The following is a 20,238-nucleotide window of genomic DNA, read 5'->3' as shown; positions in this document are numbered from 1 at the left end:
CGAAAAGGCAGACCCCTTCGTTTCCGAACCGTTCCTACGGAATCTTCACGCTCACCGACGGGCTCTTCATGATGTTGCGCCCGTCGTGGACCTCGATGTGGTACGTGTACGTCGACCCGCGCTTCAGTCCCCGGTCGGTCACGGTGTAGGACTTCCGCAGCTGCCAGTAGTACGTGGAGTACTTGGCCGAACCGACGTTCGTCGATCCCCGGAACACGTTGTACGTCAGCGAGATGTTGTCCACGTCGTATACGTCGGAGTACTTCACGTACACCCGGCCGGACGACGTCGCGGTGACCATCGGCGCCTTCGGTACGGCGGGAGCCGCGCCACCCGGCGCGTTCGTGAACCGGGTCAGGCCCTGCTGGACCTTGCCGTTCACGTGCAGGAAGTCACCACCGACCCACAGGTCCGTGGCAGTACCGGCCATCGCCAGCGGACCGACCTGGGTGGTGCTGCTCTGGTTCGCATCGGTGTTCGGGTACCAGGGGCCGAGGTTGCCGTTGATGGCGCTCTCGACCAGCAGGTAGTGCGTCCCGGTGCCGTTGCCGAAACCGTTCGGCGACGACGAGCAGTCATGCGCGTGCGAGCCCTTGTAGAGCCAGCTGCCGATCGCCTTGATCGCCTCGGTCGCGCCCAGGCACTTGTTCTGCCACAGCAGCTTGCCGGTCGACACCTGCGCGGCCAGTACGCCGTCGTAGCAGCCGCCGCCGTCACCACCGTTGGAGACGTAGACGTTGTCGCCGAGGGTGTCGATGTCCTTCACCCGGGTGGTGCAGGTAGCGGTCGGCTTCGGGATCGCCGCCGCGGCCGGGAAGGCGAAGGCCGCGCCGGTGGTGTTGTTCACCATCGCCAGCGAGTAGTGGTCCTTGCCGTTGATCGTGCTGAACGGACCACCGACGAAGACCCGCGTGCCGTTGTCGGACACGTCGATCGCGTACACGTCGCTGTTGGCGTTCGGGTTCCACGGCAGCAGGTCGCCCTGGATCAGCCGGACCGCGCCGAGCCGGTTGCGAACCGCGCCGTCGATCTTGGTGAACGCGCCGCCGATGAACACGCTGTTGCCGTAGATCGCCAGCGCCTTGACACGGGCCGCGACGACCGGGTCCCAGGCCGACACCATCTTGCCGGTGACGACCGAGAACATCGCGATCTTGCTCCGCTTGACGCCGTTGACGGTGGTGAAGTCGCCGCCGATCACCACCCAGTTGCCGTCCGGGCTGGTGGCGATGCTGTAGACCGGGCCGTTCAGGACCGGCGCGAACGAGGTCGGTGCGCCGGTGGTGCGGTTGAACGCAGCGACGTAGGTGCGGGCGGCCTCCCCCTGGCCGGCCGGCTTGCCTGGCTGCCGGATCCGGGTGAACAGACCACCGGCGAACACGGTGTTCCCCGAGATCGCGATCGCGTTCACGCTGTTGTTGGTCTGCCACGAGGTCTGCTTGATCGCCGAGACAGCGGAGGCGAAGCCCGGAGTCGCCGCCTCCACCGGCGGTCCGGAGGGGATCAGCGCCGCGGCCAGTACAGCCGCGCCGGTGACAAGGGCCAGCACTAACTTCTTCATTGATGTCCTTCGGACAGGCGGGGGTCGAACAGCACGTGCCTCATCACGCACCAGAGGCGGACACTAGCGCTGGAGGAGGTCCACGGGAAGCGGACCTCCTCCTCGCGTTATGACTTTGTGGCAGAACTCCCAGTAAGACCTGGTCAGCGGGCCGAGTAGTGAGACTGCACTTGCACCGGAGTGAGCGCGTAGGGATAGACCGCGGCCTCGTCGATTCCCATTCCGGTCTGGGTCGCTCCGCCACCTGGCCAGGTGTTGGTGTTGTCGTACCCGACGCGCCACCAGCCGTAGTACACCGACGCCGGTCCGACCTGGGCACTGCCGGCCGGCGCGCCGTCGACGTACAGCTTCATCATGCCGTTGTCGTAGCTGCCGACGACGTGATGCCACAGTCCGTCGTTCTTGCCCGAGACGCTGGTCAGGGTGCGTTGGGTGCCGTCGTTCACGCCGAAGACGATCGAGCCGTTGGTGCGCATGTAGAGCATCCGGTCGCCGCCACCGCCGCTGTTCCCGGTCTTCGAGTTGCCGAAGCCGATGATCCGGCCGCCGCGGTTGACGCCGCTCTGCTTGACCCACGCCTCGACCGTGAACTGCTGCGGCATGCTGTACGCCTTCTCGCCGACCATCCGGCCCGAGGTGGTGCTGATCGTCATGGCCGTGTTGCCGGCAACGGCGCCCGCGGTGCCCAGCGTGACGCCGGTGAAGGTGCCGTTGTTGCTCTGACCCGAGGCGTCGACGGAGGTCGTCGTACCAGCCGCTTCACCGAGGCGCCAGTACGCCTGCGGGCCGTCGGCGTTGAGGATCTGGTCGTACGCCGTCGACGCCGTGGTGGCGACCGTGATCGGGTCGGAGTAGTTGCCGCGGACCGTCGTACTGCCGTCGGTCACCTCGACCCGGTAGTTCGTCACCTCACCCGGAACCGCGGTGGAATCGGTGAAGTGCAGCCAGGGCCGGTCCCAGGGCTTCGAGGTGGCGGTCGCGGTCGCGATCGTGGTGTTGCTGAAGCCCTTGAGCAGCCGGTAGGTCAGTGTGCTGTCGTCGTTGTCGAGCACGGTCGGGAAGTTGATCTGCACCACGCCCGGCTGGACGCTGTAGGGAAGCAACTTGGCCGGCTTGGCCGGAGCCGCACCCGGGGCCGCGTTCGTGAAGTGGGTCAGGCCCTGCTGGGCCACGTCGTTCACGTGCAGGAAGTCGCCGCCGACCCACAGGTCGTTCCCGCCGGTCGCGAAGGCCAGGGGGCCGACGTTGGTGACGCTGTTCGGGTCGGCGTCGGTGTTCGGGAACCACGGACCGAGCGACCCGTCGGTCAGCTTCTCGCTCAGCAGGAAGCGGTAGTCGAATCCCTGCGGGAAGCCGCCCGCACCCTGGTTGGCGCAGTCGTGGGCGTGCGAGCCCTTGTAGAGCCAGCCGTTGACGACCTTGACCGCCTCGGTAGCGCCCAGGCACTGGTTCTTCCACTTCAGCGTGTTCGTCGCGATGTCGACCGCCCAGGTGCCGTCGAAGCAGCCGCCGCCGTCACCGCCGTTGCCGAAGTACACGGTGTCGCCGCTCGCGTCGATCGACTTCACCCGCGTGGTGCAGGAGCCGTTCGGCGGCGGGACCGCGGACGCGCCCGGGAACGGCAGGACGCCACCGGTCGCCGGGTCGAGGCTGGTCACGGTGTTCTGGTTGGTGCCGTTGACGGTACTGAACTGGCCACCGGCGTACACCTTGGACGCGTCGTCGGCGACATCCACGGCATACACGTCGCCGTTCACCGCGGGTGCCCAGGGCAACAGGGTGCCGAGATCGGTGCTGACGGCCGCGAGCCGGAGCCGGTCCAGGCCGTTCACCAGGCCGAACGAGCCGCCGAAGTAGACCGTCGTACCGGACACGGCGATCGACTTCACCCGGAAGGACACCGAGGGCTTCCAGTTCGCGACCAGGGCGCCGGTGGCGGTGTCGAAGGCGGCGATCCGGTTCCGGGTCTGGCCGTTCACGGTGGTGAAGTCACCGCCGACGAAGATCCGCGAGCCGTCCGCGGTGGCGGCCACCGCGTAGACCTGACCGTTCAGGACCGGGTTGAACGAGCTGACCAGTGCCCCTGTGGAGGCGTCGAACGCGGCCAGGTACGCCTGGCCGACCTCGCCGGTCCCGGCCGCCGCGCCCGGCGGGCGGACGCTGGTGAACCGGCCGCCGGCGTACGCCTTGCCGGCCGCGACCGCGATGCCCTGCACGCTGCCGTTGGTCTGCCAGCTCGCACTGGCGGTCGCCGCGAGCGAGGCCCCGGTGCTCTGCGCCGGCGGCGCGAGCACGACGACCAGTGACCCGGCGATCAGAGCGCCCACGACCCCCAGACGCGCGAACGTCCATCTCTTCTTCATCCTGCGATGTCCCCCCTCGGACACACGGGCGCCACCCACGGCGCCGTAGATAGTTCCCACCTGCCCCCGAGAACTCTGAGGAAGAGAGTAGGGCACAGGACGAGATGCTGTGTCCACACCGCCCCGGTGTGCCTATATCCTGGGGCGCTGGCGCGAGGGAGTGAGGTATCGGATGGAACCGGGCACAGTGGTCTGGCGGGAGACCGCCCAGTCACTGCTACGGCAGAAGTGGCTGATCATGGGCTGCATCCTGCTCGGACTGGTCGGCGCCTCCGTGTTCGCGCTCTCCCAGACGACGCGGTGGACCGCCTCGAGCCAGCTGGTGATCGGCCCGGCGGTCCCGCCGGCCCTGGTCGGGAAGTTGTCGACCAGCTCGGACAAGACCGGTCCGCTCGGCATGGACCTGCCGGCCGAGACGCAGGCCCGGGTGATGGCCAGCCCGACGTTGCTGCGGGCCGTGGTGCAGTCGCTGGGCATGCCGGACGACGACCAGACTCTTCAGGACCTGGCTTCGGTGACCCGGGTGAAGGCCGTCACCGACAACGCCTACCTGGTCACCACCGACGGCCCGACCGCGGCGAAGGCGGTCGAGCGGGCCAACGCGATCTCGACCATCTACCTCAAGCAGCGCAACGACGAGGCCAAGGCACTCCTGACGAACCTCGCGGCGCAGGCGCAGGACCGAGCGACAGCGGCGAACAAGCAGTCGCGCAGCCTGGTCAGCCAGATCGACGAGGCGGTCCAGCGAGGCGACAACCAGACCGCCGCAGCGTACCGGGACCAGCGCGTCGGGCTGGCCACCGAGGCCCGCCAGGCCGCCGACGACTCGGCCGCGATGCTCAAGGCGCTGACCGCCGTCGGCGCAGGCAGCCAGTTGGCCACGCCGGCCACGACCGACACCGCGAGCTCGTCGCCGATGGTTGCCCGCGACATCCTCGTCGGCGGCATCCTCGGCCTGGTGCTGGGCTTCGGACTCGCACTGCTCCGGTCGCACCTGACGCCGTACATCCTGACCCGTGACCAGGCGGCGCGCGCCGCGAGCTCGCCGGTCATCGCGGCTTCCGAGGGCCACCGCCGCCGGTTCTGGCACCGGGCCGCCCCCGAACTACCGCAGTACGAGATCACCGCCCTGGGCGCCGAGGCGAGCGGGGCGCTGGCTCGCCGGGAACTCAACCCGCGGGCCTTCGCCGGTGGCGGCCCGGGTGCGCTGCTGGTGGTCTCGGCCTCGCCCACGCCGAACTCGGCCGGTATCGCGCTGGCGATGGCCGAGGCGAACGCTCGCGACGGTCGCGAGACCCTGCTGGTCCTGGCGGACATCGAGGGTCCGCCGGTGCTGCCGCATCTGACCGGGCACGAGGGGCTGACCGACCTGGTGATGGAGCCGGCGGCGACGCGGGCGATCCGGGCGCGGAAGCTGTTCCGGCCGGGGACGGTCGCGGACCTGTATGTGCTGCCGCCCGGGCTGAACCACGAGGAGACGGCGGAGGCCGTTGGCCCGTCGCTGGTGCCGGGCATCGTGGCGGACCTGCCGCCCGGGTACTCCGTGGTGATCCACGGGCCGGCGTCGGTCGGGCGGCACGGGATCACGCCGCTGGCGGCCGCCGTCGACGCGTCGGTGCTCGTGGTGCAGGTCGGCCTCGACAAGGAGATGGACGTCGCGCGGCTCACCGGTGCTCTGCAGTTCGCGGGTGCTCCGGTGCTGGGCGTCGTACTGATCGGCGCTTCGTCGCATGACGAGACGCTCGGGATCCCGCTGAACTACAAGCCACTCGACTCGGCTGTCGCGCCGATGCGCTGACGATGCGACCCACGACGACGTACCGCGGTGGCACCGGGCTGGCGCCACCGGTGCCGGGGACGGTCGCGGGGGAGATCGAGAAGCCGGCCTGGTTCTGGCTGATGCTGTGGTGCCTGTTCGTCCTCGGCGTCCAGCCGTGGTCGTCGCGGGTCGCCGCGCCGCAGGGCACAACGGGCTCGACGAACAGCGTGATGAAGGGGTTGTTGCTGGGGGCCATCTTCCTGATCGCCCTGGCCGCGACCAAGCCGGGCTTCCGGACCCGGGTCAATCCGGCCGGCACGATGTACGTGATGTACGTGCTGTTCGCCTGCGCCACCGCCTTCCTGCTGGCGGAGCCGCTCGGGCCGTTGACGCGGCTGGCGCGGTTCCTGATCGGGCTGGTGCTGGTGTTCCTGCTCTGGCGGCCGCTGGTGCAGGTCCCGGAGCGGCTGGTCCGGGCGCATCTGTGGGCCCATCTGTTGCTGGCGGCAACGGTCGTGCTGAGTCTGGCGTACGCGCCGTCGCAGGCCTGGCGGCCGTTGAGCTCACTCGGCACCGGGTACCGCCTGCAGGGTGTGATCATCCCGATGCTGCCGCCGCGGGTGGGTGAGGTCGGCGCGGTCCTGCTCGGGCTGGCGCTGATCGGGCTGCTCTGCCGGAAGCTCTCCCTGCTCCCGGCGGGCGCGTTGATCGGGCTGGGCGGCGTACTGATCGCGGCGAGCCGGACCCGGACGTCGGCGGCGGCGGTCGCCTTCGGGCTGGTGATCGCGCTGGTCATCACCCGGAAGACCTGGGCCGGACGGATCGCCAGTCTGGTAGTGCCTGGGCTGCTCGGGATCGCGTTCTTGACCATCGGGTCGTTGCACACCTGGTTGTTGCGTGGGCAGGGGACGCAGCAGATCAGTTCGCTGAGCGGGCGGACCACGAGCTGGCAGGCGGTGCTGGACGAGAAGGTGTCCATCCAGACCGCGATCATCGGCCACGGGCTCGGCAACAAACGGGTGCTGCTGCGCCGCGGTGAGGGCGACATCGATGTGATGGCGATCGACAACAGCTGGCTCGGCCTCTACTGGGAGACCGGCCTGCTCGCCGTCATCATCGTCGGGCTGGCGCTGGTCCTGGCCTGGATCTCGGTCCTCCGCGCGCCGACGCCGTACATCCGCGCCTGCGGAGCCCTCCTGCTCGGCTACGTCACTGCCGCGTCCCTCAACGAAAGCGGCCTCTCCGACCTCAGCTCCATGACCCTGCACCTACTGGTGGCCGCCGCCGTCTGCGACGCCGACCGAATACGCCACCGATCCAGAGCTCTAGCTACTTACTGAGTCCTGGTCGAAGCCTGATTGCTGCCATTGGTCCCAGGTCATGGTCTTGCCGCGGTAGGCGAAGCGGTCGGGCGTACCCGCGAGCTGGTAGCTGTTGCGCCGGAAGGTGATGGCGTCGGGTTTGGTGGGGGAGCCCTTGTTCTCGACGACGCCGGTGGTGGCGGTGGCGCTCAGGACGACCAGGTTGCCTTCGATGAGGACGTTGGACAGGACGTAGGTGCCGCGCGGGCCGTCGCCCCGGGTGCGGGACTGCAGCGAGATGCCGTTGCGGTTGGCCTTCACCAGGTTGCCGCGGACCTGCACGTCCGACGAGGTGTTGACGTTGATGCCGCCGCCGTCCCACAGGGTTCCGCCGGAGCCGCGCCCGGTGCCGAAGCCGTTGTTCTCGACCACGTTCTGGTCGATCACCGCCTGGTAGCTGATCTCGTAGCGGATCCCGTCGGCCGCGTTGTCCCGGATCCGGTTCCCGGTGATCCGCCGGTCGTACTCGGCGATGTCGCTCCACATCCCGATCCCGCGGTTCGCCACGATGTCGTTGCCCGACACCTCACCCGACGACCGGGTCGACTTGATCCCGCCGGACTCCCAGTCCGCGATCCAGAACCCGTCGGTGTTGTTCCGGGTGACCAGGTTCGCGGTGATGCGTACGCCGGCCGACTTGTACTGCCCGATTCCGAGCTGCCCGTTGTCCGCGACAGTGTTCCGGCTCACCTCGGCGCCGTCGCCCTCGATCACCATGATCCCGACCGCGTGGTTCCAGCGGACCTCGTTCGCGCTCACCTTCCACCCGCGACCGACCTGCAACGCACCACCCTGCGGCCGGCTCGCGAAGTGCTCGATGGTCAGCCCGGTCACCGTGATGTCGTCCGCCGACTTCTCGATCGCCGTCTGCGTGCGCGACAGCTCGACGTCACGGCCATCCGGGTCGTCCCCGACGTACACGGCGTTCGTCTCGTAGTCGCCGAAGAACGTGCCCGGCGTCAGCTGGTTCAGGCTCATCACGCGGGTCAGATGCTTGCCGTCGACGAAGACCTGCTCCCCGAGCTGACACGGCTTGTCCTTGTTGTCCTCACACTGTCCCTTGAGCGGGTACGCCGCCGGCAGGACTCCACGCACCACCCACGCATGACCGGCGAGCTTCCACCCGCTCAGCCGCACGGATCCCGTGAGTACGACGCCCGCACCGCCACCCAACGTGTCGCCGGTCCGCGGCCGGATCGCCTTGCTGATCCGATGCACACCTTTGGCGAAGCAGAACACGCTGCCCTCGGGGGAGGGGTCGATCACTGTCTGCGGATCCGTGCCGACGGGGATCGCGATTCCCCGGCAGGGCTTCGCCGTACCAGGACCTGTCGGTCCTAGCGCTGCGGCGGCCGCGGCAGGCGGACCCGTTGGCACGGTCACCGTGGACGTAGCCGACGGAGCCGATTCCGGCGGCTTGCCGGTACTCCCGGAGTCCGAGCAGCCCGCGAGCAGCAACACCAGCACGGCACCACCCGCCGCGACACCACGACGCCTCATCCACGTCCCTTCACGCACCCCGGCGAACAGATCTGCGAGAGACTACCCGCCGGAGGGGTGCGCGGACGAAGCGGTGCCTGACTAGGCGAGGTAGGTGTCGCGGGCGAGGTTGTAGGCGAGGTCCTGCGCGACCTGCAGAGCATCGTCCTCGTCGAGGCGGTGCTGCACGACCAGGTTGGCCAGGTAGCCGGCGTCGATCCGCCGGGCCAGGTCGTGCCGGGCCGGGATCGAGAGGAACGCACGGGTGTCGTCGACGAAGCCGGAGGTGTTGTAGAAGCCCGCCGTCTCGGTGACGAGCTCGCGGAAGCGGCGCATCCCGTCCGGGCTGTCCAAGAACCACCACGGCGCGCCGAGCCGCACCGCCGGATACACGCCCGCCAGCGGCGCGAGCTCCCGCGAGTAGACCGTCTCGTCCACGGTGAACAGCACGATCCGGAAGCCGGCAGCGTGGCCGAACCGCTCGAGCAACGGCCGCAGCGAGCGAGTGAACTCCGTCGCCACCGGGATGTCGTGCCCCTGGTCCGGCCCGTACGTCGCATGGATCGCCGGATCGTGATCCCGCAGGACGCCCGGATGCAACTGCATCACCAGGCCGTCCTCGGCCGACATCACCGCCGACTGGTACAGCATGTGCCCAGCGAACGCCGCCGCCTCCTCGGCCGACACGTCACCCTTCAACGCGCTCGCATAGATCCGCGACGCCTCCCCATCGGACAGCGGTACGGCGGCCGCACTCAGATGACCGTGGTCCGTCGCCCGCGCACCCGCCGCAACAAAGGTCTGCCGCCGCTGCCGGATCGCCTGCAGGTAACCGTCGTACGTCGAGGTGTCGACCTCGGCCAGCGCGCCCAGCTGCTCCGCCAGCCCGGGCCAGCCGGGCCGATCCAGATGGACGACGGCATCCGGTCGGAAGGTCGGGATCACCCGGCCGGGCAGGTCCGCCGCCAGCTTCGCGTGCTGGGCGAGGTCGTCCGTCGCGGCATCGGTGGTCGAGATCAGCTCGATCCCGAACCGGTCGAGCAGCGCCCGGGGCCGGAACTCCGGCTCGGCGAGCCGCGCAGAGATCTGGTCGTACAGCTCGTCCGCGGTCTCGGCCGACGGATGCGTGGTCACGCCGAGGACCTCGGCGAACTCATGCTCCAGCCAGTACCGGCTCGGGGTCCCGAGGAAGAGGTGCCAGTTCGCGCAGAACTCCCGCCAGATCTCGCGCGGGTCCGCCGTCGTCTTGACGTCGCGGCGCGGAAGTCCGAGGCGGTCGGGGGAGATGCCTTGGGAAATCAGCATCCGGGTGACGTAGTGGTCCGGCACGACCAGCAGCTCGGCCGGGTCGCCGAACGGCGCGTCGGTCGCGAACAGACTGATGTCGACGTGCCCGTGCAGGCACAGCAGCGGCAGGTCCTTCGTCGACGCGTGGATCCGGCGCGCAACGTCACGGGCCTCGCCGGCGGGCAGGGCGCGGTCCGGATGAGGCTGCAGGGCCTTCGGCATGGGTCCTCCGGTTCACAGTGGCTGCAACTAACTCTGCAAAGGATTGCAGTGCTCCCATGTCCGCACAAGTACTTGTCCACAAGGCGAATCAACGGCCAAACGCCGGATCCGCAGTGAGCGCTTGACACACCACTGCAACCGATTGCAGACTCAAGCCCCGAGGAGGTGACCATGCCGGCGACGATCCGGGATGTGGCGCGGCTTGCGGGTGTGTCGGCATCCACCGTGTCCCGGGCGATCTCGATGCCGGGGATGGTCAACGCCGCGACCCGGGCCCGGGTGGCCGCCGCGGTCGAGCAGCTCGGTTATCTGCCGAACCGCGCCGCCCGCGGTCTGATCACTGGCCGGACCGGCACGATCGGCCTGGTCGTGCCCGATCTCGCCAACCCGTTCTTCGCCAGCCTGACCAAGGGCGTGCAAGCCCGCGCCCGCCGGTCCGACGTCGCCGTCTTCGTCGCGGACACCGACGAGGACGCGGTGGCGGAGGTCGGTCTCGTCCGTGCGCTGTCCAAGCAGGTCGACGGAGTGGTCCTCTGCTCGCCCCGGGCGAGTGACGCCGAGCTGTCCGCGATCGCCCAGGACACCAACGTCGTCCTGGTCAACCGCGCGGCCGAGGGCATCCCCGGCATCACGTACGACAACGAGGAAGGCATGCGCCAGGCCGTCGCCCATCTGGTCGCGCTGGGCCATCGCCGGATCGCCTGGGTCGGTGGACCGGTCAAGTCCTGGTCGACCCAGCATCGCGGTCTCGGCCTGCGCAACGCGGTCGAGGAGCACGGCGCCACACTGACCCCGGTCGGCAACTTCGCACCGACGTACGAAGGTGGCATCGCCGCGGCGGATCAGGTCGTCGCCACGGGCGCCACCGCGGTCATCACCTACAACGACCTGGTCGCGATCGGGTTGCTGGCCCGCCTGCACGCCCGGGGCATCTCGGTGCCCGGCGATCTGAGTGTGGTCGGCGTCGACGACATCGCGATGTCCCGGATGGCCCGGCCCGCGTTGACCACGGTCCGGCTGCCGAAACAGGAGGCCGGCCGGATCGCGGTCGAGCTCCTGCTGACCCTGCTCGACGACCCGGACGGCTCCGTCGACACCCGTGGCACCCTGCACGGCGAACTCGTCGTCCGCGACTCCACCGGCCCCGCGCCTGGTTCCTGATCCGCCTGGTGATCAATCCCGGTCAGTACGCCGGGTCCGCCCCTGATCCAAGGAAAAGGCAGAACCCTCAGAATGAAAGAGGTCATATGAGCAGGCTGAACCTCACCAACCTCCCGGTCCGCCCGGAGGTCGACCCGCGCGCGTTGTCGGTCGGCGTCGTCCACCTCGGACTCGGTGCGTTCCATCGCGCCCACCAGGCCGTGGTCACCGAGCGGGCCGCGGTCGTCAGCGGTGAGACCCGGTGGGGGATCGCCGGTATCAGCCAGCGCTCCGCGACGGTCCGGGACCAGCTTGCACCCCAGGACGGCCTGTACGCCGTTCTGGAGCGCGGACTCGGTGATCCGTCGGTGCAGGTGATCGGGAGCATCCGCGAGGTCCTGACCGCACCGGAGGACCCGGAGGCGGTGGTCGCCCGGATCGCGGATCCGGCGGTGTCCGTGGTGACGCTGACGGTGACCGAGAAGGGCTATCGCGCCGCCGGCACCGGGCTCGACCTGAACGATCCCGAGATCCAGGCGGACCTGACCGGCCGGCCGCCGCGGACCGTCGTCGGTCAGCTCGCCGCCGGACTGGCGCGGCGGGGCGAGCCGTTGACGATCGTGTCCTGCGACAACCTGGTTGCGAACGGCCCCTTCCTGCGGAAGCTGGTGACGGACTACTTCGAGGCCCTGGGCAAGGTTCCCGACGTGTTCGAGGCGACCCGATTCCCGGCCAGCATGGTGGACCGGATCGTGCCGGCGACGACCGAGGCCGACCGGGATGAGGCTGCCCGGCTGCTCGGCGTACGCGACGAGGCTGTCGTGGTTGCGGAGCCGTTCCTGCAGTGGGTGATCGAGGACGACTTCGCCGGCGACCGACCCGCGTGGGAGCGGGGCGGCGCGGTGCTGACGGCGGACGTGGCGCCGTGGGAGCAGGCGAAGCTGCGGATGCTCAACGCCACCCACTCGATGCTCGCCTACCTCGGCGCACTGCGCGGATACGAGACCATCGCGGAGGCGGTCCAGGACGAAGAGTTGTCCACGCTGGCCCGCGCACTGATGACCGAGGACGTCGCACCGACCCTGACCCCGCCCGACGGCCTCGACCTGGCCGAGTACGGCGCGAGCGTGCTGGAGCGGTTCGCCAACCCGGCATTGAAGCATCGGACCACGCAGGTCGCGATGGACGGCTCGGTGAAACTGCCGGTCCGGATGCTCGGCACGGTCCGCGACCGCCTGGCCGCGGGAGCCGAGCCGCGGGTCATCTCGCTCGCCGTCGCGGCCTGGATGGTCTACGTGCTGAAGACTCCGGCCTTGGACGACCCGCAGGCGGACCGGCTCAGGGCCGCGATCGCGGGGATGAGCAAGCCGGCCGCCGTGGTCGACGCGTTGCTGGGCGTGGATTCCATCTTCACACCCGACCTGCGCGACTCAGCGGTGTTCCGCGAGCTGCTGGTCGAGCATGTCAGCGCCCTGTCGTCAGCACGCCCGTAGCGTCCAGGATCGCCTGCCCGATCCTGAAGGCGCTCGTGGTGTCCTGGCCGGTCCGGCGCCACTGCTGCGCGGTGTACCACTGGCCGGCCTTCTGGAACCGCTCGGCGGTCAGGCTGTCGAGGATGTAGGTGTTCCCGTTCAGCGCGACCTCGCCGGCTGGGATGGCGGCGCCGGAGTTCTGCACCATGCCGGTCGCGGTGGTGCCGCCGCGCATCGTCACCTGGTTGCCGGAGACAACGATGTCGCGGAGCACGTTCTGTCCCCAGGGGCCGGAGCCGCGGGTGCGGGACTGGATCGAGATGCCGTTCACGTTGTTCGCGACCACGTTGTCGCGGACCTGCACGTTCGACGACGTGTTGATGTTGATCCCGCCGCCGTCCCACAGCGACGTCCCCGAGCCGCGGCCGGTACCGAAGCCGTTGCCCGTGATCGCGTTGTCCTCGATCACGCCGTTCCGGCCGATCTCGTAGCGGATCCCGTCCGCCGCGTTGTCGACGATCTGGTTGCCGGCGAAGGTGCGGCCGTCGTCGTACGCGTCGCTCCACAGCCCGACGCCGCGGTTGTACTGGATCAGGTTGCCGCTCACCCGGCCGCCGCTGGACCAGGTGGTCTTGATCCCGCCCGACTCCCAGTCCGCGATCCAGAAGCCGTCGGTGTTGTTGTAGCTGACCTCGTTGGCCGCGATCGACGCGGCCTTCGTGCTGTACTGGCCGACGCCGAGCTGGCCGTTGGAGTGGATGTGGTTCCGCTCGAGTACGGCGTTGTCCGCGTTCACCAGCATCGCGCCGACCGCGTGGTTCCAGCGGATGTCGTTGGCGATCACCTTCCAGCCCAGCCCGAGCACCACCGCACCACCCTGCGGCGGGGTGGCGAAGTGTTCGATCGTCAGCCCGCGCACCGTGACGCCGGTCGCACTGGACTCGATCGCGGTCGGCGTCCTCGACATCTCCACCGCGTGCCCGGCCGGGTTGCTCCCGAGGTAGATCGCGTTCGCCGCATAGTCGGCGTAGAAGGTGCCCGGGGCAACCTTGTCGCGCATTGCCACCCGGGTCAGGTGTTTGCTGTCCAGAAAAAGCTGCTCGGCCAGGTAACAGATGTTCGCCGTGTTGTCCTCGCACTGCCCGGTCCGCGCGTACGCCGGGGGCAAGGCTCCCGTGGTCACCCAGTCGCCGTTGTTCGCCGACCACTTGGTCAGCCGGACCGATCCCGTGAGTACGGCGCCCCGGTCGCTGGCGAGCACCTGGTTCGCCTTCGGGTGGATCGTCTCGGCGAGCCGGTGCAGGCCGGCCGTGAAGCAGAACGTCGTACCCGCCGGGGCGTCGTCGACGATCGTCGCGGCGTCCTGGGCGGGCGTGATCGTGACGCCGGTGCAGGCCGGCGCCTGCGACGGGCCGGTGGCGAAGGTACCGTCGGCCGGCGGGGGAGTGGCGGACTGATCATCGGGCAGCAGTCCGGGGATCAGGTCGATCGGGTCGTCGGCCGGCACGCCGTGCGCCGGCAGGGCGGTGACGGCGGCGGCAAAGGTGCCTGCTGCAACGATCGCCAGAACTGCGGTAGCTGTCTTCATAGAGCGGAGCCTCCGGTGGCACAGGTGAGCCCTGAGCGCACCCCCCATGGCGCGGCTTCGCTTCGCAGACTACTACTACCTCAGGTAGTCGTGGCAATACGTAGTGCACAAATATGTTGCGGTCGGCAAGCGATCAGTTCGCGAGGAAGCTGCCGACCGTGTCCAGCCCCGCGTCGCGCCAGCCGGCCGCGGTCAGCTTGGTGCCGGCCATGGCGAACCGCTGCGCGCCGAGCGCGTCCAGCACGTACTTGTTGCCGCTGAAAACGACTTCGCCGGCCGGGATCGGGGAGCCGGAGTTCTGCACCATGCCGGTCGCCTGGGTGCCGCTGGTCATCTCGATCGTGTTCCCGCTGACGCGGATGTCGCGCAGCAGGTACGTGCCCCACGGCCCGGTGCCGCGGGTGCGGGACTGGATCGTGATGCCGTTGACGTTGCCGGACACCTTGTTGCCGCTGACGGTCACGCCGGACGAGGTGTTGATGTTGATCCCGCCGCCGTCCCACAGCGACGTACCCGAGCCGCGGCCGGTGCCGAAACCGTTGCCGCTGACCGTGTTGTTCTCGATCGTGCCGTTGCGGCTGATCTCGAAGCGGATCCCGTCGGCGGCGTTGCCGACGATCTGGTTGGAGCTGATCACCCGGCCGTCGTCGGCGACGTCGGCCCACATCCCGATGCCCAGGTTGGCCTTGATCACGTTCCCGCTGACGGTGCCGGAGGACCGGGTCGACTTGATCCCGCCGGACTCCCAGTCGGCGATCCAGAAGCCGTCGGTGTTGTTGGAGCTGATCACGTTGCGGGTCACGGATGCCGCGGCCGAGCTGTACTGGCCCAGGCCGAGCTGGCCGTTGTGGTGGATCAGGTTCTTGTCCACCTTCGTGTTGTTGGCCTTGACCAGCATCACGCCGACGGCGTGGTTCCAGCGGACGTCGTTGGCGGTCACCTTCCAGCCGGGCCCGGACACCAGGGCGCCCGCCTGGGGTGCGCTGGCGAAGTGCTCGATGGTGAGGCCGCGCACGACCACGCCGGTCGCGCCCGACTCGATCGCGGTCGCGGTCTTCGACATCTCCACCGCATGCCCGGCCGGGTTGCTGCCGACGTAGATCGCGTTCGCCGCGTAGTCGGCGTAGAAACTGCCGTCGGAGACCGCGGAGGCGCTCGCGACCCGGGTCAGGTGCGTGCCGTCGACGAAGACCTGCTCCCGCAGGTAGCAGACGTTCGCCTTGTTGTCCTCACACTGCCCGCTCATCCCGTACGCCGCGGGTAGCGCTCCACGCACCACCCAGTTCGCACTGGACTTGGCCCATCCGGTCAGCGGTACAGACCCGCTGAGGACGGCGCGGTCCGCGCTCGCCAGCACCTGGTCCGCCTTGGGACGAAGGGTCTGCGCGATCCGGTGCACTCCGGCGGCGAAGCAGAACGTCGTACCGGCGGGCTTGGCGTTGATGATCGACTGGGCGTCGTCGCTCGGCTTGATCACCACGCCGCTGCACGGACCGGCGACAGCCGGACCCGCCTCGTCGGAGTCCACGGTGGGGACCGTCGGAACTGAGGGAGTGGGGGTCGTGGTTTGCGGCTTCTTGGCGCTCGGCCGGGTCGTGCTCGGCTTCGTCGAGGGACCGGCTGTCCGGGTCGCCTTCGGCGGCTTGCTCGCCGGCGCGCCGGGCGTCTTGGGGACGCGGTGCGAGGGAAGGACGCGGGAGGCCGCCGAGTCGGCGGAGCGTGACTTGGCCGCGGTTGTCGCGTTGTTCTCGTTGGCGATGACGGGGAGCGCCACGGTAACGACGGCGAGCGCAGCGGCGATAAGCGCTGCGAACCACAACTTCCTCAATGCACCCTCCGGGCGTTGCATTACCCCGTGAACCAGGTGTAGCCACCGCGAGACTTAAGGTAGTGCCATGCGGGTCGCCATGTTGCACAACCGTTACCGGACGGGTCAACCCAGTGGCGAGAACACCGTCGTCGCGCAAACGGTTGATTTATTGCGTAACTCAGGACATGAGATCGACCTGTACGCCCGGAACAGCGACGATATCGCCGCGATGAGCCGAAAAAATCGCGCACTGTTACCGTTCCACTCCGTCTGGTCATTTTCGGCGGAACGCGATTTAACACATCTATTGCAGGCGCAGCGGCCCGATGTGGTGCACATCCACAACACGTTCCCGCTGTTCAGCGCCTCGGTGCTGCGCGCGGCGTACCGGCTGGACCTGCCGGTCGTGGCGACGCTGCACAACTTCCGGCTGCTGTGCGCCAACGCGGTCCTGCAGCGCGACGGCCGGCCATGCGAGTCCTGTGTGGGCAAGCTTCCGCTGGCCGCCGTCCGGCACAGTTGCTATCGGGAGTCGCGCGTACAGACGTTGCCGCTGGCCACGAGTATCGGCGTGCACAACACGCTGCACACCTGGCAGCGGTACGTCACCACGCTGGTCGTGCCATCCGAGTTCGTCCGGGACCGGTACGTCGCCGCCGGCTACGACCCAGATCAGTTCGTGGTCAAGCCGCACGCCGTACCGCACGCCGGCGCGGTGCGCAGTGGTGCGGGGGAGGCGGTGGTGTTCCTCGGCCGGCTGGTCGAGGACAAGGGGTTCGCGGATCTCCTGCAGGCGTGGGACTCCTCACTCGGCAAGCTGGTCGTCGTGGGCGACGGTCCGCTGCGTGCCGAGGCGGAGGAACGGGCTCGGCGGGACCCGTCTGTTCAGGTGCTTGGTCAGCTGCCTTGGGCCGCCGGTATGGATGTGCTCCGGTCCGCGCGCGCCGCCGTCGTACCGGCGCGTTCGTATGAAAGCTTCGGACTCGTGGTGGTGGAGGCGTTCGCGCACGGCGTGCCGGTGGTTGCGTCCCGGCTCGGCGCGCTCGCGGAGCTGGTCGACGACGGTGAGACCGGGGCGCTGGCCGAGCCCGGCGATCCGGAGGGACTGCGGAAGGCGATGGGGTTGGTCGCTGATCCCGAGACTTCGATAGCCTTCGGCGAACGAGCCCGACAGGTCTATCTCGATCGCTTCACCCCGGAGCGTGACCTCGCGGCCACGGAGAGGATCTACACCGATGCGATCGCCCGGCACGCGGACAGCGGCCGGACCCGACGGGGACGCTGGGCGGGCCGTGCGCGAACGGTATAAAGTCACCGCTGACGTGGGGGGCCGCGTCGCACCGGGCACATCGACACACGGCTCCGTCCGAGAGTCGCAGGGGACAGCGCTTTTGTTGGGGGATGGAAGCTTGCCGCGGATCGGATGTGTGGCCGGGGTCTTCGACCTGTTCCACGTCGGCCATGTCGACGTACTCGAGCGGGCTCGCCGCACCTGCGACCGGCTGGTCGTCGGAGTGCTGACCGACGAGTGGGCGCTGGACGCCTGGGGTGCGAGGCCGTTCGTCCCGCTGGTCGAGCGGGCCCAGATCCTCGAGAACCTGCGGTGTGTCGACGAGGTGGTCGTCGTGGACGGCGTACGGCCGGAGTGGCTGACCGACGTCCTGGGGGTCCGGACCGTGTTCGCCGCCAGTCGCCTGGACGGTGTGCTCGGGGTGGACGAGCTCGACGGGATCCCGCCGGCGCTGATCACTGTCCTGCCGGCCGGCCGCGGTTCCCGCAGCCCGATCCTGCGCGCCGCCATCGACCAGCGCCAGTCCCGCAGTTCCGTCGCATGAGCACGTTGCGGGAGACGGTTGGACAGCTGTCCCGGGCGCAGAAGCCTTCGGCGGGTACGCCGGCGTACTCGCGGTTCGTGAATCGGCGGATTGGCCGGGTGTTCGCGGCGGCCGCCTTCCTCGGGCACCGGACGCCGAACCAGGTCAGCCTGGCTTCCGGCTTCTGTTCCCTGATCGGCATCGTCTTGATCGCTCTGGTTCGACCGTCGTTGCCGCTGGCGCTCGCGGTGACCGCGCTGCTGGTGCTCGGGTACGGGTTGGACTCCGCCGACGGACAGCTGGCCCGGTTGCGCGGTGGCGGGTCGCCGCTCGGTGAGTGGCTCGACCACATGATCGACTCGATCAAGATCGTCCTGCTGCACAGCGCCGTACTGATCTCGTTCTACCGCTTCGATGCCTTCAGCAATGAGTTGGTGCTGCTGGTCCCGCTGGCCTACGTCTGCATGTCGTCGGTGCTGTTCTTCGGGCTGATCCTGATCGACCAGCTGCGCCGGCGGCACGGCGGCGCGCAGCAGCCCAACCAGCGTGGCGATTCCGTGCTCAAGTCGTTGCTCATCGCACCGACCGACTACGGCGTCCTGTGCCTGGTGTTCCTGGCTTTCGGCACGCCGTCGCTGTTCATCGTCCTGTACGGCGCTCTGCTCGCGGCCAACCTGCTCTTCCTCGCGGCCGCGATCGCCAAGTGGTATCGCGAGATGGCCGCGCTGCAGCCGGGGGTGAGCGCCTGATGGGGATCGTCGGCTACGCGCCCGGGGTCTACGACATGTTCCACATCGGCCACCTGAACATCCTGCGCCGGGCCCGCGAGCAGTGCGACCACCTGATCGCCGGCGTCGTCGAGGACGACGTGGTGGCCCGGATCAAGGGTCGCCCGCCGGTGGTCCCGCACGACGAGCGGATGGACGTCGTCCGGGCGCTCGGCCTGGTCGACGAGGTGGTCAGCGACTGGTCCAGCGACAAGTTCGAGATGTGGAAACAGCTCCGGTACGACGTTCTTTTCAAAGGTGATGACTGGAAGGGCACCGAGAAGGGGATGAGACTGGAGAGGCTGCTCGGCGAGGTCGGCGCGCGGGTGCACTATTTCCCGTACACCGCTTCGACGTCCAGCACCGATCTGCGCAGGCTCCTGGAGGGGATGAGCTGATGCCGGCCCGGCCGAAGGTTCTGCTGAGTGCCTACGCATGCCGGCCGCAGGGTGGCTCGGAACCGGGGGCCGGCTGGGCCTGGGCGAAGGCCGCCGCACGCGATCACGACGTGTGGCTGCTGACCCGGGGCAAGTTCGCGCACGAGATCGCCGAGGAGCTGGCGATCCGGCCGGTTCCGGGGCTGACCGTCGTACCGCTCGAGCTGCCGAAGTGGCTGCTGCGGCTGCGGCGCCGGCCGTCGGACGTGTACTGGTACTACCCGCTGTGGCAGGGGCTGGCCCGGCGTACCGCCCGGGAGTTGCACGCGCAGCACACCTTCGACGTGATCCACCATCTGACCTTCGCGGTCGACTGGATGTCCGCCGGCGTGGTCGAGCCGTCGTCGGCCAAGGTGATCTGGGGTCCGGTCGGCGGGTCGACCACGGCGCCGCTGTCGATGGCGCACTGGCTCGGTCCGCGTGGGCTGACGGCCGAGCTGGTACGGCGTGCCTTCACCGGCATCCGGCGTCGCGTCACGGGCCGGAAGCTGGCCCAGAGCGCCGACCTGATGGTTGCCCAGAACAATGATGTGGCCGAGGCGTTCCGCCCGTACGCGCGGGAGATCGCGGTGCAGCCGAATGTGGCGATCCGACGCTTCACCGCGTCCGGGCCGTACGAGCCGTTCGGTGCCCCGGGCATCAAGACCGCGCTGTTCGTCGGGCGGCTGATCCCGTGGAAGGGCGTGCTGCTCGGGATCAGCGCACTGGCGCGTCCGGAGGCGGCGAACTGGGAGCTGCGGATCATCGGCGACGGGCCGGACTGGCGGCGCGCGGAGCGGCTGGCCGAGGAGATCGGGGTCCGCGACCGGGTCGAGTTCACGGGTCAGCTGCCGCGGGAGGACGTGCTCGCGGCGATGTTCCGCGCCGACGCCCTGCTCGCGCCGGCGCTGCGCGAGGCGGCCGGCTGGGCGGTGACCGAGGCGCTGGCGTCCGGATGCCCGGTCGTCTGCGTCGACCGCGGCGGACCGGCCGTCATCGTCGGCCCGGGTGAAGGCATCGCGGTCTCGTGGCGAGGCGACGTCGTCGGCGAACTCGCCAAAGGCCTCGCATCCCTCCGCGGCCGCATCACCCCGGTCGACCGCTGGGGCCCCGACCGCCTCCCCGACATCCTCGCCACCTGGTACACCCCAGCCCGCGTCTCCCAGTAGCCGTGGCCGGCCCCGTTTCAGGGGTCAACC

Annotated in this window: 15 protein-coding genes; 9 read left to right on the top strand and 6 right to left on the bottom strand. The window is 69.2% G+C overall.

The window, feature by feature from the left end; translation table 11 throughout:
* Nucleotides 1–34: 34 nt before the first annotated feature.
* A complete protein-coding gene (locus OG876_RS40075; RefSeq protein ID WP_328521954.1) occupies nt 35–1,561 on the bottom strand; it encodes a fibronectin type III domain-containing protein in 1,527 nt (508 codons plus the stop codon).
* Nucleotides 1,562–1,704: 143 nt separating this feature from the next.
* A complete protein-coding gene (locus OG876_RS40070) occupies nt 1,705–3,924 on the bottom strand; it encodes a LamG-like jellyroll fold domain-containing protein (protein WP_328521953.1) in 2,220 nt (739 codons plus the stop codon).
* Nucleotides 3,925–4,096: 172 nt separating this feature from the next.
* Here OG876_RS40070 and OG876_RS40065 point away from each other — a divergent pair, with 172 nt between their 5' ends.
* Together OG876_RS40065 and OG876_RS40060 are read left to right on the top strand one after the other, a co-directional pair.
* Entirely contained in the window at nt 4,097–5,722 is a 1,626-nt protein-coding gene (locus OG876_RS40065) for a Wzz/FepE/Etk N-terminal domain-containing protein (RefSeq protein WP_328521952.1), read from the top strand.
* A 2-nt stretch (nt 5,723–5,724) separates the two neighbouring features.
* Nucleotides 5,725–7,023, top strand: coding sequence for an O-antigen ligase family protein (locus tag OG876_RS40060; protein ID WP_328521951.1), 1,299 nt, complete (start codon nt 5,725–5,727; stop codon nt 7,021–7,023).
* Here the strand turns inward: OG876_RS40060 and OG876_RS40055 are convergent.
* Together OG876_RS40055 and uxaC are read right to left on the bottom strand one after the other, a co-directional pair.
* The gene (locus OG876_RS40055; protein ID WP_328521950.1) at nt 7,009–8,544 is read right to left on the bottom strand and encodes a right-handed parallel beta-helix repeat-containing protein; all 1,536 of its coding nucleotides are present in this window, start codon (nt 8,542–8,544) and stop codon (nt 7,009–7,011) included. The two genes, OG876_RS40060 and OG876_RS40055, sit on opposite strands and share 15 nt — an antisense overlap.
* Before the next feature lie 81 nt (nt 8,545–8,625).
* Entirely contained in the window at nt 8,626–10,032 is a 1,407-nt protein-coding gene (gene uxaC, locus OG876_RS40050; RefSeq protein ID WP_328521949.1) for a glucuronate isomerase, read from the bottom strand.
* A 171-nt stretch (nt 10,033–10,203) separates the two neighbouring features.
* Between uxaC and OG876_RS40045 the strand changes: the two genes are divergently transcribed.
* Together OG876_RS40045 and OG876_RS40040 are read left to right on the top strand one after the other, a co-directional pair.
* Nucleotides 10,204–11,193 (top strand): LacI family DNA-binding transcriptional regulator, encoded by a 990-nt coding sequence (locus OG876_RS40045; RefSeq protein WP_328521948.1) that lies wholly within the window; start codon nt 10,204–10,206, stop codon nt 11,191–11,193.
* An 86-nt stretch (nt 11,194–11,279) separates the two neighbouring features.
* On the top strand, nt 11,280–12,665 hold the full coding sequence (locus OG876_RS40040; RefSeq protein ID WP_328521947.1) for a mannitol dehydrogenase family protein: 1,386 nt from the start codon (nt 11,280–11,282) through the stop codon (nt 12,663–12,665).
* On the opposite strand, the gene OG876_RS40035 is transcribed toward OG876_RS40040, so the two are convergent.
* On the bottom strand, nt 12,637–14,232 hold the full coding sequence (locus tag OG876_RS40035) for a right-handed parallel beta-helix repeat-containing protein (protein WP_328521946.1): 1,596 nt from the start codon (nt 14,230–14,232) through the stop codon (nt 12,637–12,639). The genes OG876_RS40040 and OG876_RS40035 overlap by 29 nt on opposite strands.
* Before the next feature lie 133 nt (nt 14,233–14,365).
* Nucleotides 14,366–16,006: a right-handed parallel beta-helix repeat-containing protein gene (locus tag OG876_RS40030; RefSeq protein ID WP_328521945.1), complete on the bottom strand. Its 1,641-nt coding sequence runs from the start codon at nt 16,004–16,006 to the stop codon at nt 14,366–14,368.
* A gap of 121 nt (nt 16,007–16,127) precedes the next feature.
* Here OG876_RS40030 and OG876_RS40025 point away from each other — a divergent pair, with 121 nt between their 5' ends.
* The 5 genes from OG876_RS40025 to OG876_RS40005 all read left to right on the top strand — a co-directional run bounded on the left by OG876_RS40025 (nt 16,128) and on the right by OG876_RS40005 (nt 20,208).
* Nucleotides 16,128–17,351 carry a glycosyltransferase family 4 protein gene (locus OG876_RS40025; protein WP_328521944.1) on the top strand — a complete coding sequence of 408 codons (1,224 nt, stop codon included), beginning with the start codon at nt 16,128–16,130 and terminating at the stop codon, nt 17,349–17,351.
* Nucleotides 17,352–17,451: 100 nt separating this feature from the next.
* Nucleotides 17,452–17,877, top strand: a complete 426-nt coding sequence (locus OG876_RS40020; RefSeq protein WP_328521943.1) for an adenylyltransferase/cytidyltransferase family protein — start codon at nt 17,452–17,454, stop codon at nt 17,875–17,877.
* The gene (locus tag OG876_RS40015; protein ID WP_328521942.1) at nt 17,874–18,605 is read left to right on the top strand and encodes a CDP-alcohol phosphatidyltransferase family protein; all 732 of its coding nucleotides are present in this window, start codon (nt 17,874–17,876) and stop codon (nt 18,603–18,605) included. Before OG876_RS40020 ends, OG876_RS40015 begins: the two co-directional genes overlap by 4 nt.
* Nucleotides 18,605–19,021 carry an adenylyltransferase/cytidyltransferase family protein gene (locus OG876_RS40010; RefSeq protein ID WP_328521941.1) on the top strand — a complete coding sequence of 139 codons (417 nt, stop codon included), beginning with the start codon at nt 18,605–18,607 and terminating at the stop codon, nt 19,019–19,021. The genes OG876_RS40015 and OG876_RS40010 overlap by 1 nt, the downstream gene beginning before the upstream one ends.
* On the top strand, nt 19,021–20,208 hold the full coding sequence (locus OG876_RS40005; protein ID WP_328521940.1) for a glycosyltransferase: 1,188 nt from the start codon (nt 19,021–19,023) through the stop codon (nt 20,206–20,208). The genes OG876_RS40010 and OG876_RS40005 overlap by 1 nt, the downstream gene beginning before the upstream one ends.
* The last annotated feature ends 30 nt before the right edge of the window (nt 20,209–20,238 follow it).

Origin of the sequence: Kribbella sp. NBC_00359 (assembly GCF_036097425.1) — a bacterium.
Taxonomy (GTDB): domain Bacteria; phylum Actinomycetota; class Actinomycetes; order Propionibacteriales; family Kribbellaceae; genus Kribbella.
This window is presented reverse-complemented; position numbering and strand designations above follow the sequence as displayed.